General features: G+C 35.7%; 11 protein-coding genes and 2 pseudogenes. 4 read left to right on the forward strand and 9 right to left on the reverse strand.

The annotated features are described in order from the left end of the window. Both ACW2QC_RS17725 and ACW2QC_RS17730 read left to right on the forward strand, forming a co-directional pair. Nucleotides 1–783 (forward strand): DUF418 domain-containing protein (locus ACW2QC_RS17725; protein ID WP_457545272.1); only part of this gene is annotated, 783 nt, incomplete at its 5' end. Between the two features lie 375 nt (nt 784–1,158). After that, a complete protein-coding gene (locus ACW2QC_RS17730) occupies nt 1,159–2,556 on the forward strand; it encodes a right-handed parallel beta-helix repeat-containing protein (RefSeq protein WP_457545273.1) in 1,398 nt (465 codons plus the stop codon). 172 nt (nt 2,557–2,728) lie between these two features. Here ACW2QC_RS17730 and ACW2QC_RS17735 read toward each other — a convergent pair whose 3' ends face one another. From ACW2QC_RS17735 to ACW2QC_RS17765, 7 genes are all read right to left on the reverse strand, one after another. Beyond that, a complete protein-coding gene (locus ACW2QC_RS17735; protein WP_457545274.1) occupies nt 2,729–4,528 on the reverse strand; it encodes a BlaR1 family beta-lactam sensor/signal transducer in 1,800 nt (599 codons plus the stop codon). Further along, complete coding sequence (locus tag ACW2QC_RS17740; RefSeq protein ID WP_457545305.1) at nt 4,528–4,917, reverse strand: BlaI/MecI/CopY family transcriptional regulator; 390 nt, start codon at nt 4,915–4,917, stop codon at nt 4,528–4,530. The genes ACW2QC_RS17735 and ACW2QC_RS17740 overlap by 1 nt, the downstream gene beginning before the upstream one ends. A 113-nt stretch (nt 4,918–5,030) precedes the next feature. Next, nucleotides 5,031–7,118 carry a peptidoglycan D,D-transpeptidase FtsI family protein gene (locus ACW2QC_RS17745; RefSeq protein WP_457545275.1) on the reverse strand — a complete coding sequence of 696 codons (2,088 nt, stop codon included), beginning with the start codon at nt 7,116–7,118 and terminating at the stop codon, nt 5,031–5,033. 67 nt (nt 7,119–7,185) lie between these two features. Then, complete coding sequence (locus ACW2QC_RS17750; protein ID WP_457545276.1) at nt 7,186–7,902, reverse strand: penicillin-binding transpeptidase domain-containing protein; 717 nt, start codon at nt 7,900–7,902, stop codon at nt 7,186–7,188. Further along, complete coding sequence (locus ACW2QC_RS17755) at nt 7,889–8,077, reverse strand: hypothetical protein (protein WP_457545277.1); 189 nt, start codon at nt 8,075–8,077, stop codon at nt 7,889–7,891. Before ACW2QC_RS17755 ends, ACW2QC_RS17750 begins: the two co-directional genes overlap by 14 nt. Before the next feature lie 52 nt (nt 8,078–8,129). After that, the gene (locus ACW2QC_RS17760; RefSeq protein WP_457545278.1) at nt 8,130–8,723 is read right to left on the reverse strand and encodes an NTF2-like N-terminal transpeptidase domain-containing protein; all 594 of its coding nucleotides are present in this window, start codon (nt 8,721–8,723) and stop codon (nt 8,130–8,132) included. 454 nt (nt 8,724–9,177) lie between these two features. After that, entirely contained in the window at nt 9,178–10,086 is a 909-nt protein-coding gene (locus ACW2QC_RS17765; RefSeq protein ID WP_457545306.1) for a LysR family transcriptional regulator, read from the reverse strand. Nucleotides 10,087–10,231: 145 nt separating this feature from the next. Between ACW2QC_RS17765 and ACW2QC_RS17770 the strand changes: the two genes are divergently transcribed. Then, entirely contained in the window at nt 10,232–11,239 is a 1,008-nt protein-coding gene (locus ACW2QC_RS17770; protein ID WP_457545307.1) for an alpha/beta fold hydrolase, read from the forward strand. Nucleotides 11,240–11,374: 135 nt separating this feature from the next. Here ACW2QC_RS17770 and bla read toward each other — a convergent pair. After that, a pseudogene (gene bla / locus ACW2QC_RS17775) lies at nt 11,375–12,227 on the reverse strand (class A beta-lactamase). 491 nt (nt 12,228–12,718) lie between these two features. On the opposite strand from bla, the pseudogene ACW2QC_RS17780 reads away from it, so the two are divergent. Then, a pseudogene (locus tag ACW2QC_RS17780) lies at nt 12,719–12,964 on the forward strand (zinc ribbon domain-containing protein). 563 nt (nt 12,965–13,527) lie between these two features. Here ACW2QC_RS17780 and ACW2QC_RS17785 read toward each other — a convergent pair. After that, nucleotides 13,528–14,544 carry an NADP-dependent oxidoreductase gene (locus ACW2QC_RS17785; protein WP_457545279.1) on the reverse strand — a complete coding sequence of 339 codons (1,017 nt, stop codon included), beginning with the start codon at nt 14,542–14,544 and terminating at the stop codon, nt 13,528–13,530. Nucleotides 14,545–14,715: the final 171 nt, after the last annotated feature.

Here is a 14,715-nt window from a genome sequence, read left to right on the forward strand (position 1 = left end):
CTTATTATTCGGCGTATACTGATTTTATCAATAGTGGGAATAATACATCAGCTAATAAACCCTAATGAGGCCTTGTTGGTTTATGCAATTATGGGAATTCCTATTGTTTTCTTTGATAAAATTCCAAAAAGGTTTAATCTAATATTGGGTATAATGGGTATTATTATAGGGAGCTATTTTGGTAATAAAATACTTATAACCTTACCCTTAATGATGCTGGGATTGGCGTTTGGCCAATATCGTGTATTTGAATCTTATATTAAAAATCGAAAAAAATGGATATTGTTTGCTGTTATTTCATTTGTTGCAACTAGTATACTCGTTGTTTATCTTTGGCAAAAGGCACCTGCTGGTGGGTTGATAACCGGGATGGAGGGATACGAATTAACTGAAGCACAAATAGAATCGAATATTGATTTTTATAACTTCGCGGACTTGGCTTTAGCATTCGCACCATTCTTTTCCGTTTTTTACGTTAGTTTTCTTGTTGTGATTGAACCACTGATAGGGAAATTGTTATCACCATTAAATTCATTTGGGCGAATGGCGTTTACAAATTACATTGGCCAATCTGTAATATTGGTTATTTTATTAATTTTTATTCCAGAAGGCAGGATGGTTTCATATTCTGTTGCAACCATTACTAGTGCTCTTGTAGTGATAGTACAAATCGTTGGTTCGTCATTATGGCTCAAGTTATTCAAGTACGGTCCTTTAGAATGGCTTTGGCGTTGCGGAACATATGGAAAATGGCTTCCCATACGAAAAAGTCAGACGCTATGAAAAGTCTTAAATATTCATAACTTATACCCGCTAGTATTAGAAAGGATTGTTCAATTATCTGGGCACAATTCTCTAATAAGAATTAACATCCATTGTGGAAGAAATGGGTCAGATAATTGAATTAGGTAGGATAGAATAAACATAAAAATCCTCGAGAAGAATACAGTTTTTTAGAAAGCTACACGGATTTACAGGCCCCCTTATATTATAATGAATTAAATAAGAGAGTTGTTTTTGTTGCAATGAGTCGCGCTACTATCTTTTTATCTGTAGCATTGCATGTAGATACTTACGATAAGTTTCAAAAATAATTACTATAAAGCAATACCCCGAATAATTTAATATTCACTAGCTTTATAATGAAAGAATGATGGAATGAAAAAAATTATTTTAATTATTTTTCCAATAATTTTTATATTAGTTGCTCTTATTATAAATGATATTTACGGAGACCAAAATCAAGCTATATATGTAGCTTTAGATGGTCATGATCAAAATGATGGGTCAAAATCAAAACCTTTTCGTACTATTGATAAAGCAACTGTTGAAGCAACAGCGGGTACAACGGTTTTTATCAGGGAAGGAACTTATCATGAAAAGCTAATCGTTAAACATGGTGGGACAAAGTCAAAGCCTGTTATTTTTAAACCATATAAAGAAGAAAAAGTTGTAATTAGTGGCAGTGACCTAAAGGATGTGGAAGGGGACACCTCCTTAGTGACGGTAAATAATAAGAACTATGTAAACATTAGTGGATTAACTATACAAGACTTAACTACTAATTTAGCAAACGAGACAGTAATGGGCTTCTATGTAACAGGTTCAAGCAGTCATATAGTATTGGAAAATAATCATGTACAAGGAATTGCAACCTATGCAGATGAAGGGAATGGTCATGGGATTGCTATATACGGAGATGGTGAGATGGAGGATATCCAAGTTTTGAATAATACCGTGGAAAATCTAAAACTAGGCTCCAGTGAATCTCTAGTGCTTAATGGTAACATTAAAGGTTTTAAGGTTGAAAATAATATAGTACGAAAAAATGATAATATCGGAATTGATCTAATTGGTCATGAAGGTGTCAATGATGATGAAAAAGTTGATTATGTTCGTAATGGAACAGTGAAAAACAATACTATTTATCAAATATCTTCATATGGTAATCCAGCATATGGAGAGGATTATAGTGCAGGCGGAATCTACGTAGACGGTGGGAAGAATATAGCTATTGAAAACAACACCATTTATAAATGTGATATCGGAATTGAAGCTACCTCAGAGCATGCTGGAAAATATGCGGATGAAATAAACATAAATAACAATATAATTTATGACAATTTTTACACAGGGATTTCGATTGGCGGGTATGATAAAAATCGAGGAGGCACTAAAAATTCGATGATTTCCCAAAATATCATTTATAAAAATGACACCAAGGGACTAGAAGGAGGACAAATTTTATTACAACATGATATTAAAAGTAATGTAATCGATCGAAATATATTGACTGCTGGTCCCACTCGTCTATTTATAGCTAACTACTTCACAACCAATAAAAATAATAAACTAGAGAAGAATGTATTCCATAAAGAAGATGAAAAGGTTGGTATTTGGAGCTGGAAGGACGAAGAGTATACCTCATTTATGCAATTCAAAGTTGCTTCCGACAGTGATGAGAAATCCAGTTATTTAGATCCAGAATACAAGAATGAAAGTAATTATGATTTTAAATTGAAGAAGGATTCCCCCGCAAAGGAAATTGTAGAATAATGATATACATATCAGATATTTATTTATAAAGATAGTCCACACCTCTATTGGAGATGTGGACTTCTTTTATGATTTATATTCGGCAAGGATATGATATATTGTCACATCAACATACAGTATTCTTGATGTGAAAATAGCTGTAGATCGTTCATATCTTCACTATACGACTCGATTAATAAATATTCTTGTCATGAAGGATATGAGTGGCAATTTTCGCTGCCTTGCTTCCAGTAGATTGCCCGTTTTCATTTTGAATGTTAACCGCAAAATAGTAAGTATGGTCAGCTTTTTTAACGAAGCCAATAAACCAACCGTTCACACTTTTTCCATTGACTACTCCCGTTCCGGTTTTACCGTATAATTGGGTATCAGTTTGCTTATCAATTAGAAGAGCTTTTTCTATTGTTTGGATATTTCTTTTTTTGAAGTTATATTTGTTTTCTCTCAGTTCGGATAACAACTTCACTTGTTCGATTGGTGAAATTTTTAATGAAGATTCCATCCAATAATCATTCAGGCCAGCTGAGAGATTTGCGTTTCCATAATTAATTTTATCAAAACTATGTTGTAGGTGATCTAATCCAAGTTCTTGATCGATATCTTTGAAATACCAATTCACTGATTGACTCAGCGCTGTAGATAAGGTTTGATTTTTATTCCATTCTTTATATGGCTGAATAGTACCATCCCAATTTCTTTTGTTGTTGTTCGGGGTGATGATATTTGCTTCTAACGCGAATAGGGCCGAGTAAATTTTATATGTGCTGTCAGGAGACACCCGTTGTTGACTCATCTCCTGATTATAAATTTGATATTGCTTGTTTGAACTATTGTATAAAACAAAACTTCCATCATAGCCATCAAAATAGGAACTAAGGTCTTCATAGACTACATTTTTTTCGTTAGAGTGATAGACATCGTCTGAACTAGCCACAGCAGCAGTCATTGGAGTTAGGATTAATACAACCACTCCTAACATAGAACAAATCACTTTGCTTTTTCGTTTTAAATGGAGGGTCTCTTTTGAATAGCTGGCGATACTTATAATTCTTCGTTTTATTTGCTGTTTCGTACCGCCAATTCCAGGTGCGAGCTGTTTATATGACCTATTAGAACTTTTATCTGCAAAATGAATAATGGTTTGCCCGTATTCGATATAGCCTTTTTCACTCAATAAATTTAACACGGAAGCATCACAAGCTAATTCTCGATCAACGCGCAGTTTATTAAATGCATACCATACTAACGGGTTAAACCAATAAATAGTTTTTAACATCCACATAGCATAATTAACCAATACATCTTTGTTTTTCTGATGATTTAATTCATGTAGAAAAACGTATTTTAATTCATTAACCGTGAATGTTTGCCGGGTCTCTTTGGGAATGATTATATAAGGCCGAAAAAGTCCTAGCGTTATTGGGGACTTTAATAGGGAAGTTTCTCGTAATTTTATACTTTTCTTCACTCCCACCTCTTTAATACAGCTTTCTAACATTTCATTTATTTGATTATCTTTAATGGCAATAGATGCCTTTTTTAATTTAGTAATCTGGTATAATGAATAAATAATTGTTCCAGTAAGCAAAATTATCCCAATCAGCCACATACTAAAAAATACAATATATACGATATCCAGTGATGTTTTATCTACAGATAAAGCAAAATCGTGTAATAAATTGGTGTTAGTCCCTGAAGAGGCACCGGCATGTCCTGTACCTAACCCGTTTGATGAAGCATCTTTATTTTTCCAAAATAGATTACTGAAAAATTTTGAGATGTATCCACCTAAGTGAAATGAATCCCAAGGGATAAGGAAACCAATAAGTGGTATAAATAAAAAATACCAGACCTTATAATGCGCCTCGATAGACAAGTGCTTTGAAAATACTTTTTTAAAAAGAAATATGAATAAAATGAGCAGGGAGACGATGGCTGTACTTACTAATAATCGAAGTATAATCGTGTCCATTATTGGTCGCCTTCTTTCGTATCCCTCTCAGATAATATCTGTTTCAACTCGGAAATATCTTCGTCAGACAGTTGATCATTTTCTATGAAATTTAGAACCATTGAATTTAATGTGCCACCGAAAAACTGATCAAGGAACAGCTTACTTTTTTTCTCTACGAATTCATATTGTCCAATACGTGATTGATAGACATATGCACGACCGACTTTTTCTGCTTTTAATGCGTTTTTCTTTTCAAGTCGCGTTAGCATGGTTTGAACCGTGTTTGGTTTCCAGTCAATTTTTTGAAGTACTTTTTCTACTACCTCAGGAGTAGAAATCGGCTCATACTTCCATACAACTTTCATTACTTCATATTCAGCTTCTGATATTTGTGGAAAATCTTTCATCATGTTCCCTCCTGCTTCTACAACTGTAGTAATTATTATAGCATGCAGGGACAAATCCTAAAAGTATACGCTCATAATCTATATTTAGGAGTTGAGGTCAAATTACCATCTGTTTAGTCTTTTTCCGAATTCTTTTCCTTTTTTAAGTCAAAGTACGCTTTAAAAATGCCTTTGGCGATATTGTGTTTAGGGGTGGACCCCAATCCTTTGCCGGTATTTGGAACTAGAACAGCGATGGCAATTTCAGGATTATCAAAAGGGGCATAAGCAACGAGTGAATGATTTTCTGTATCCGCTACTTTCTTACCCTTTATATATATTTCATTTTCTGCGGTCCCTGTTTTTGCAGCGAGATTATAAGATGTATAGGGAGCCTCATTAAAATAACTATGTGCTGTTCCATCCGGGTTTTGGGCAACACGACGGAATCCTTCTTGAACCCGTTTGACATACTTGTCAGCCATTTGAATTTTATTTAAAATATCTGGATTAAAGGTTTGTTTTATTGGCCCAGGATGATCTTCAGCAACGGGTTGTCTAACTTCTTTGAGAAAATGTGGACGTACTCGATAACCATCATTGGCAATAGTTGACACGTATTGTGCTAGTTGTAATGTCGTGAATGTATCATAGTTACCAATTGCAAAGTCTAAAAGATTACCGGCTTTGGGGTGGTTCCCTTTATAACCTGTCGCTTCATATGGAAAATCAATCCGTGTCTCGACCCCAAGTCCAAATTGACTAAAGTAATTGCGCATCTCTGTTACGGCTTCTGGATGGAAGGTTATTTTTTCACCTGGTTGATAATTATATTCTCCCCCCATACGCATGGCGATATGGAACATGTAAATGTTGGAAGACACTTTTAGAGCATCGATATCGTTTAATGTCCCCAATCCATGTGGTTTCCAGGACTTCTTAGGTGGGGTGCCGGCAATTTTTATAGGTTCATCATAAAAAGTAGTTCCGATATCAATCACACCTGACTGAAATCCTGATAATATTGTGGCACCTTTTACGACGGACCCAGGTTGTCTAGCATCGTACATCACTTTATATTCGGCGCTCTCATATTTTCCTTTCTCTTTATCATAATGCTGGCCTGACATAGCTAAAATGTCACCTGTTTTTGGATTCATTGCTACAGCCATGACATCCTGCAAATATCGATTGGCATGTGGGTCTTTGCTTTTTGAAGTATTCAGTTGTTCCTTTGTAATTTTATCGACACGTTTCTGTAATTCCATGTCGATAGTGAGTACTAAATCATTGCCTCGTTCACCATCGACAGTCTTGGTTGTATCGACTATCTCTCCTTGTTTATTCGTTGTATATTCGATTTGTTCTTTCTTTCCCCGCAAATAATCTTCATATTGTTCTTCTAAACCACTCTTACCGACCCGGTCATTACGGTTATACCCTTTAGCAAGATACATGCTTAGCTTTTCAGAAGGGATGCCTTGTTTTTCTGAGGTGACCGATCCTAATATACTTCTGAACGTATCCTTGAATGGGTAGGACCTCTCCCAGTCAGTCGTCGTATTAATTCCGGGTAGCTCATCTAAATGCTCGGAAACCTTGGCATATTCTTCAAAGGTGATATTTTCATTTTTAATGATTTTTGGTGTCAGTTCGTATGCTTTATCCATTTCTTTTTTTATTAACATAACTTGCAAATCTTCTTCAGAAAAATGACTAATTTCTTCTTTTGTAATTCGATCTAAAATCGTATTATATTGTTCTGTGTTATCCATATTAGAGATTTCTTCCTCAGACAGTCTTTGACTTGCTTTTTTTTGATGACGCAAATACCAATACTCCCTTTTGTCACGATTGGTAATTGTTTTTAGTTTACTTTGTTTCGTTTCTTCATCATACATGGTCATGTATTTGGACAACTTCCGGGCAACCTTCAATTTATCCTCCGCTTGAACGCCTTTTGGGGGAATATAGGTAATGGCATATAACGCTTTGTTATCAACGATGATGTTATGGTTTCGGTCATAGACTTTCCCGCGTGGAACGGGAAGTTTAATTGTATCTTTAACCGTACTATGAACTTCATCTTGGTATTCTTGTCCATTTAAAATTTGGACAGTACCCAATTGAATAATGAGCGCAGTGAACAGTAGGAAAATAATGAAAAACAATAAATTTAAACGAAAAGGAAGTTGTGCTTTCTTTTTTCTTTTCTCTTTCATGGTCATCCACCTAAATTTTTTAATAATATGGTTGTAACTTTTTTTCGATATGATTCCTGTTATATTGTTATCGCTTATGAAGATATTCGTATAAATTATCTATAAATGTTTTATTCAACTGGGTTGCAGAGTTTCCCGGCGAATAATCTTCTACCAGTGAAAGAAGGATGAAACTATCTTGCTTCTTTTCAAATGCAAGTAGAAAACTATTTTCCACACCTTTTTCTCCTTGGCGCATTTTTAACTCTGCTGTCCCTGTTTTGGCAGCTAATTCGTATTTCGGGCTATATAAAAGATGAGCTGTTCCATTAGGGTCATTGACTACCTCTGTTAGATGATGCTTCATTTCTTTCGCCGTTGAGCTAGTAATAGCCGATTTTGTTTTAGGTTTGCTATCATCATCTATTAATCTCGGGTAAACAATATCCCCCTCATTTTGAAAGATAGAATACATAGTTATCTGCTGAATGAGTGAAATTAATAACTCGCCTTGGCCATACGCGGTATCCGCTAAAAGTATGTCAGAATCAAATGTCGAGTTATTTGAAATTTGCGCTGGCTCCATGGCTATCGGTAAATCGAGCTCCTCTTCAAAAATAAACTGATCAAGGCCATTTCTAAACGTTTTTTCACCCATTTCAAGAGCCTCTTGTGCAAAATAAATATTATCGGAATAAATGAGCGCTTTTTTCATATCTACATTTTCCACATCGGAAACTCGTGTGACAGAGTAATCTCCCCAGGATTTATCTTTCTTCCAGCTCAAACCATTAATTTTTCTCACTTAAATGAGCTGCAGCCTCTTTTAAAGGATAATACCGACGTTTTGTATTTTGAAAGGTAATCCCGGGTATTTCTTTCGCTTCACTAGGATCAACGATTTTGAGAGGAACAAATAAATCATCTTTTATCCAACTTTGGTTTAATTTTTGATTAACTTCATCAACTGATATGTCCAACTTCTGACTTATTGTCTGGATTCTTTTCTTTTTTTCATGACCCTGTTTTAAGTCATTTGGTACAATACCGACCGATTTCTTTATTTATCGCTAGTCCATTTCCCAAACGGTCCTTAATTTCTCCTCGTTCTGCTTTCAATACTCGATAGGAAACCTTATCTTTACCTTCCATACCAGGAAGGATTAATGAAGGGTCCCATGTTAATAAGAAATCACCATTTGCTTTTTTTATTTTGGTGTGATAATCCAAGTTCTCCAATTTACCTAACGGTGTGGTAAAGCTTAGGCGATAGGAAAAATCGTATTCATTGCCATTTGTTTTTTTAACATTAACCTTTGAAGCGTGTATATCTGAAATTTGAATTTCGTTAAATATTTGCTGATATTTCTTTATAACTTCATCCAGGGAGTATTCCAAGGAAGTGTATGATTCTGGCTCTAGCACTTCACTAAAATTTTCATAGTTTTTATTCTCGATTATTTGAATGAAATTTTCCGTTACCTTATTAGCTTCATTATTATCACGATTAAGAACTATTTTATAAAAGGTAAAACCGCCGCCACTTAGTAGAACAACAGCAATGATTATCTTAAGAATAAAAGAGGAATTAATCCTCTTGGTTTTGCGTTTAATTATATTCTTCAAGTTATTCACTCGCTTTCTAGTATTTATTAACTACACTTGTAGTATTAAAGGTATTAAAAAATGTATTTTACCGATATCAACTTTGAATAGTAATCTGTAGTTCGTTAATCTTCACAAAATCTAAAGCTTTTGAGATTGTTTGGGTGGATATGGCACACTTTGTCTGACTTATATGACGTAATACATTTAAAGTTACCAATGGGGATTGGCTCTTTATATTTATTAACTACAACTATAGTAATAAATACTACAGTTGTAGTTAATAAAAGTCAAGCTAAAATTTATAGTAGTTAGAAACAATATAGAAGGGTTAGGTTAAAGTGGATTTAAGACTTACTAAAAAAGGTTACATAAAGTAGCCTTTTTTAATATTTTAGTTTGCTAGTCTTACCACAGTTGTGGATTAATGCTCTAAGTATTTACAGGGGAAGGTGTTTTATTAGCATTGAATAGACTAAACAGTTTTATTTTTCTCTTCAGAAGAAATAACCTCTCTTGCTATTTCTATGAAAGATAATATGATTGGTGAAAGCCACTTTTCTTTATGCCATGCCATATGGGTATATACCTGCATGTCTGAAAGGTGCCAGGGGAGAGTAACAAGATCACCTCGTTCAATCTCGGCTTCCACTGTGACTTCGGGAAGAAAGGCAATACCTATTCCTGAAATTGCACATTGTTTAATGGCTTCGGCATTTTGAAATTCTAAATAAGTAATACTATCAATACCCTTTTTCTCAAACGATCGATCAAACATGGTTCGATAGGGACAGCCTTTTTCATTCACTAGAAACACCTCTCCATGAAAGTCTTCTTGCTGTAATTTGATTTGGTTTGCAAGTGGATGATCAGGAGCAACAAACAATTGGAACGTTTCTTCTAACAACGGTTCGACAGCAAGTCTCGTTGAGCGTATAGTTTCGTCCAGCATGAAAACAACATCTGCATCTCCATCAAAAAGTGTTTGCTTAAGTTCTTGATTCGGGATAGAGCGGAACATTAGACGAACTTCCGGATAACGAGAACGAAATCGTTTAAAGACAACTGGGAGACGATAGGCACAGAGAACTTCATTGGCGCTTATCGTAAGGGTGCCGCGAACATTTTCGTTGTCATGAACGGTACTACGAGCTTCGTCCAATTTGTCTAGAACACTTTGGATATGTAATAAAAAACGCTTGCCCGGAGATGTCAGAACGAGCTGCTTGCCTAAGCGGTCAAAGAGAGGAACACCTAGCTCGTCCTCCAATGCTTTTATTTGCATTGTGACATTGGAAGGGACGTAGTTTAGTGCTTCGGCCGCCCGAGTAAAATTTAAAGTTGAAGCAACCGTACGAAATGTAATTAGTTGTCGTAATTCCACCATCATTTCCTCCTTACACTTTCAATAATATTGAATTCTGTCTTTAATTTTATTCACTTTTATTGAAAGTAACACAGCTATATACTAAATACAAGAAATACATTCTTAATGTCTGTGTTTCATTTTAAAGGGAGAGATACGAATGATGGATTATGAAGTTTTTGATTTAGGAGATGTAACCTTGCAGTCCGGAGTGACGTTACCGAATGCATTTCTTGCTTATAAGACTTATGGGCAGTTGAATGAAAATAAAGATAATGTCATTGTCTATCCAACTGCGTTTGGTGATCAGCATGTTCAAAATGAATGGTTGATTGGAAACGATATGGCATTAGATCCAAAAAAGTATTTCATTATCGTTCCCAATTTGTTAGGAAACGGGTTATCTTCGTCTCCAAGTAATACACCTGCGCCATTTGACAAAGCAAATTTTCCTCAGGTAACTATTTATGACAACGTAAACTTCCAGCATCGGCTAATCACCGAAAGATTTGGTGTTAAAAAAATTGCACTTGTAGTTGGATGGTCAATGGGGGGCGTTCAATCATTTCATTGGGGTGCAATTTATCCTAATATGGTTGAACGAATTGCGCCTTTTTGTGGAGGTGCAAAAACTTGGCCACAAACATACGTAGTTCTAGATGGAATGAAAGCTGCGCTCTTGGCTGCAATTAAATTCGATTCAGATAAACTAAACGAGTTAACATCTACAGACATGCGTTCGGTTGCCCGTGTTTATGCGGGGTGGGGATTATCACAGAGCTATTACAAAGAAGAGTTGTATCGGAAAATGGGCTTTGACTCGTTAGAAGACTTTGTGGGAGGTGTCTGGGAAAATAGCTTTATGAAGATGGATCCACACAATGTCCTCGCAATGTTATGGTCAGGGCAACATGCAGATATTAGTGCAAACACTACTTATAATGGAAATTTTGAGGAAGCACTCAGAGGCATTAAAGCACTTGCCTATGTAATGCCAGGAAGCACTGATCTCTTCTGTACGGCGGACGATAACGAATATGAAGTGAAACATATACCTCATGCTGAATTGATTTCCATTGAATCGATTTGGGGCCATTTTGCTGGCCGCGGAATCAATAATGCTGATAATGAATTTATTAATGATAAATTAAAAAACTTATTACAAAAGTAATCATAATTGAAATGAAAAGAGTGGTTTACTAGATATATAGGAGATTTAGATCGTTTTCTTTAAAGGATTGAGAAAGAGGAGGATGAACAGAAACTCATGGATACACATGCTTAAGCGTGTGTATCCATGAGTTTCTTATTGAAAAGCGTTTAGTATAATTTTAGAAGCTTTTGCAATGAGTGAATCATCATAGTCAGCATTCTCTGTATTGTACCGAGTCATTATTGCAATGATGATTGGAGCTTTGTTTGGTGGGTTTACAACTGCAATGTCATTTCTTGTTCCATAGTTTCCAGCTCCACTTTTATCCATAACTATCCAATCTTCAGGAGCACCTGCACGTATTAATGAGTCTCCTGCTTCATTGCCTGACAACCAATCCATAAGTAATTGACGCTTGTCTTCTGGAAGAAAGTCACTTTGAGTAACTTTCTTTAGAGTGGTTGCCATAGCTTTTGGTGTGCTCGTATCACTCTCATTCTTTGGGGAGAATTCATTCAGTTCAGTTTCGTAGCGTTTAGGCTGAGTAACATCATCGCCAATTTTATTTAAAATCGCTGGGTCCTCCGAGAGCCTCTAGTAGAAGATTACCAGCAGTGTTATCGCTTTTTCGGATAGCCGCTTCACTAATTTCTAATAAGGTCATTCCACTATCCACATGTTTCTCGGTAAGTGGAGAATGGGTTACTAAATCATCTTTAGTATATGTTATGGTTTTTTTAAGATCTTTTAAACTATTCTGTTTCAGCAACATCGCTGCTGCCAAAGTTTTGAACGTGGATGCATACGCAAAACGCTCATCTGGGTGATATTCAATCGTTTGGTTCGTTTCCGTATTGATTGCATAAACACCAATGTGGGCATCATATTCATCCTCAAGTTGTGTAACATTATCTTCTATATTGATAGGTGGTTTTGATTCATTATTTACATCTTCACAGGCGGAAAGCGCAGTTAATAACACTAATGTTATAGACAAGATAAACAAGCACTTTTCAAGTTAAAAAAAGGAAAAATTAAACCGCCATTTGATAAAATGTCATCTGATGATTTCCTTTGTTAGTTATATCAAAGGAAATGCTTCCAATACCACTTATAATATAGTGAGCAACCGAACTCCATAAGAGATGCCTAAATAAGTTCAAAAAACAAGAAACTTTTAATAAATAGGTTTTGAAGATAGGATAGGGGTGGATAATGGGAGGTATTATAGGACTTTTACCTTTTTCTTTTCATAGTATCGATACTAATGGTTATTGCTGTAATCATAGTCATGTTTTTAGGAAGTAAGTAATATAAAAGGGGGCTTCTAATCGATAGCCCACTGATATTATGTTGTTTTTGTTATTACGTTTTACAAAATAAATTATACATTTTGAACCTTATATTCACGAGGGCGGTTTTATTGTCTAATTAGAGGACAGATAGCCAGCAAAGAAGGTAGTAAATGATGAGGCGGATAAGATATTTATCTCTGATATATTCTGGTCTAGTTTTGTCGCTAAATTACAGTACAAAGCTGACTGGTATGGCAAATCAATCATAAAAGTTAACAGATGGTTTCCATCCAGCTAGATATGTTCTGAATGTGGACGTCAAGACGGCAAGAAATCGTTTGAAATTAGAAATTGGTCTTGTCCCATTTGCCTTGCTCATCACGATAGGTATATTAATGCCAGCAAAAATATATTAGCTGAAGGATTGCGCAAACAAGGGTCAACTTAAGGAAAAACCATCAAGATCCGCAGGGACTGCGAAGGTAGATCGGTCAATAAGAGAAACCTCTGACTATAGTGTATGTCGCCATAGTTAAGAAGGCTTTGTTCCCAAGAATCCTCTACTTCAACCAGAGCATAAAGTTGATAAGTTGCGAGTAGTTCAAGACGTTTTCTAAAGAATGGCTTTTCTTGGTGATTAACGATAGATGAATTAGTATGTTGAATGAATAAGTTTGTAGTGTGAATAAGTAACAAAAAGGTAACAGGAATGAACAATAATACAAAATCAAACATAATCATTTTTGTTAGAGAACGATTAAAATCATTGAGTTAAAGCCATTTCACAATTAATCAAAGGCCAAAAAACGGCTCACAACACGCCGGGCATGATGTAATACCGCTAAATTATAAAATGAGAGGCCACTCATTAATTCAACTGAATTTTTGCGTGACCTTTTTACATTTATATATTGTGCAGTTTATATCTATTGTGAAGTTCAAAAGAAATAAATATTACGGAAAGGGCCTTTGCTATTTTAAAAAAACTTCAGGACTATGCCCCACGCTTCTTCATTTATCAAAATCTGCTACTTTGACCAGTTGTTTACCAAGATTTGCACCTTTAAATAAGTCAAGAAAAGCATCAAGAATATGATCGAATTCCTCTGTAATTGTTTCCTCATATTTAAGTCTACCTTCTTTTAACCAAGTTGCTAGTGCGGTTCTACCCTCCTGAAGTCGTTCGGAATAATCTCCTAATGTGAAGCCTTTCATAAGTGCACTTGTTTTAATAAGTGCACTTTGAACACGTGGACCTATATCGGGTTCTACATTATTGTATGAAGAAATTGCCCCACAAACAGCTATACGCGCGAACTTATTAAGAAGTGGGAATACAGCATCTGATATCTCTCCTCCAACATTATCATAGTAGACATCAATTCCATTTGGGCATGCTGTTTCTAATGCGCTTGGTACATCCTCTTCTTTGTAGTTAATGGCGGCATCAAATTCTAATTCATTTACCAAGTAGTCACACTTTGCCTTTGTACCTGCGATTCCGACAACCCGTGTTCCTTTGATTTTAGCAATTTGTCCAACCGTTGATCCAACTGCACCCGCTGCTCCTGAAACAACAACAGTTTCGCCGCCTTTTGGTTGACCGATATCGAGAAGACCAAAATACGCCGTTAATCCGGTCATTCCAATAATACTTAGATGTGCGGTAACTGGTGCAAGATCTGGGTTGATTTTTTGAACTGCTTTCTCACTTGCAACAACATATTCCTGCCAGCCAAGGTTGCCGATAATGACATCGCCTTTCGAAAAATTGTCTGATCTTGATTCGATTACTTGGCCAATCATTCCACTTGTAATAACCTCATCCAGTTTAAATGGAGCAACATAGGATTTAGTATCCTGCATTCTGCCTCTTAAATATGGATCAACCGAAATATATACTGCACGGATTAGCAGTTCGCCATCATACGGCGTTTCAATAGGTGCTTCGGAAAAATCAAAGTCCTCAACAGTTGGGACCCCAACAGGACGTTTTGCGAGTTTAATTTGCTTTTGCATTTGCTTCATACTTTTACCTCCACTTAATAAAGACCTTTTTACTCTATATATAATCACACCCTACCATTCATGTTTAAATAAGGTCAAAGTCTTTGGCTGGGTAAAGGTAATATTATTTTTTAGTGAAGTGTATTGCAACAATTGCGGTCCCAAAGAGCAACAATCCATTCGAAAAACAGC

Source organism: Virgibacillus sp. FSP13, assembly GCF_054048505.1.

Coding starts and splice junctions, on each gene's coding strand:
- ACW2QC_RS17745 (WP_457545275.1), bottom strand. CDS start 7,118: ATGAAAGAGAAAAGAAAAAAGAAAGCACAACTTCCTTTTCGTTTAAAT.
- ACW2QC_RS17740 (WP_457545305.1), bottom strand. CDS start 4,917: ATGAAAGATTTTCCACAAATATCAGAAGCTGAATATGAAGTAATGAAA.
- ACW2QC_RS17770 (WP_457545307.1), top strand. CDS start 10,232: ATGGATTATGAAGTTTTTGATTTAGGAGATGTAACCTTGCAGTCCGGA.
- ACW2QC_RS17735 (WP_457545274.1), bottom strand. CDS start 4,528: ATGGACACGATTATACTTCGATTATTAGTAAGTACAGCCATCGTCTCC.
- ACW2QC_RS17730 (WP_457545273.1), top strand. CDS start 1,159: ATGAAAAAAATTATTTTAATTATTTTTCCAATAATTTTTATATTAGTT.
- ACW2QC_RS17785 (WP_457545279.1), bottom strand. CDS start 14,544: ATGAAGCAAATGCAAAAGCAAATTAAACTCGCAAAACGTCCTGTTGGG.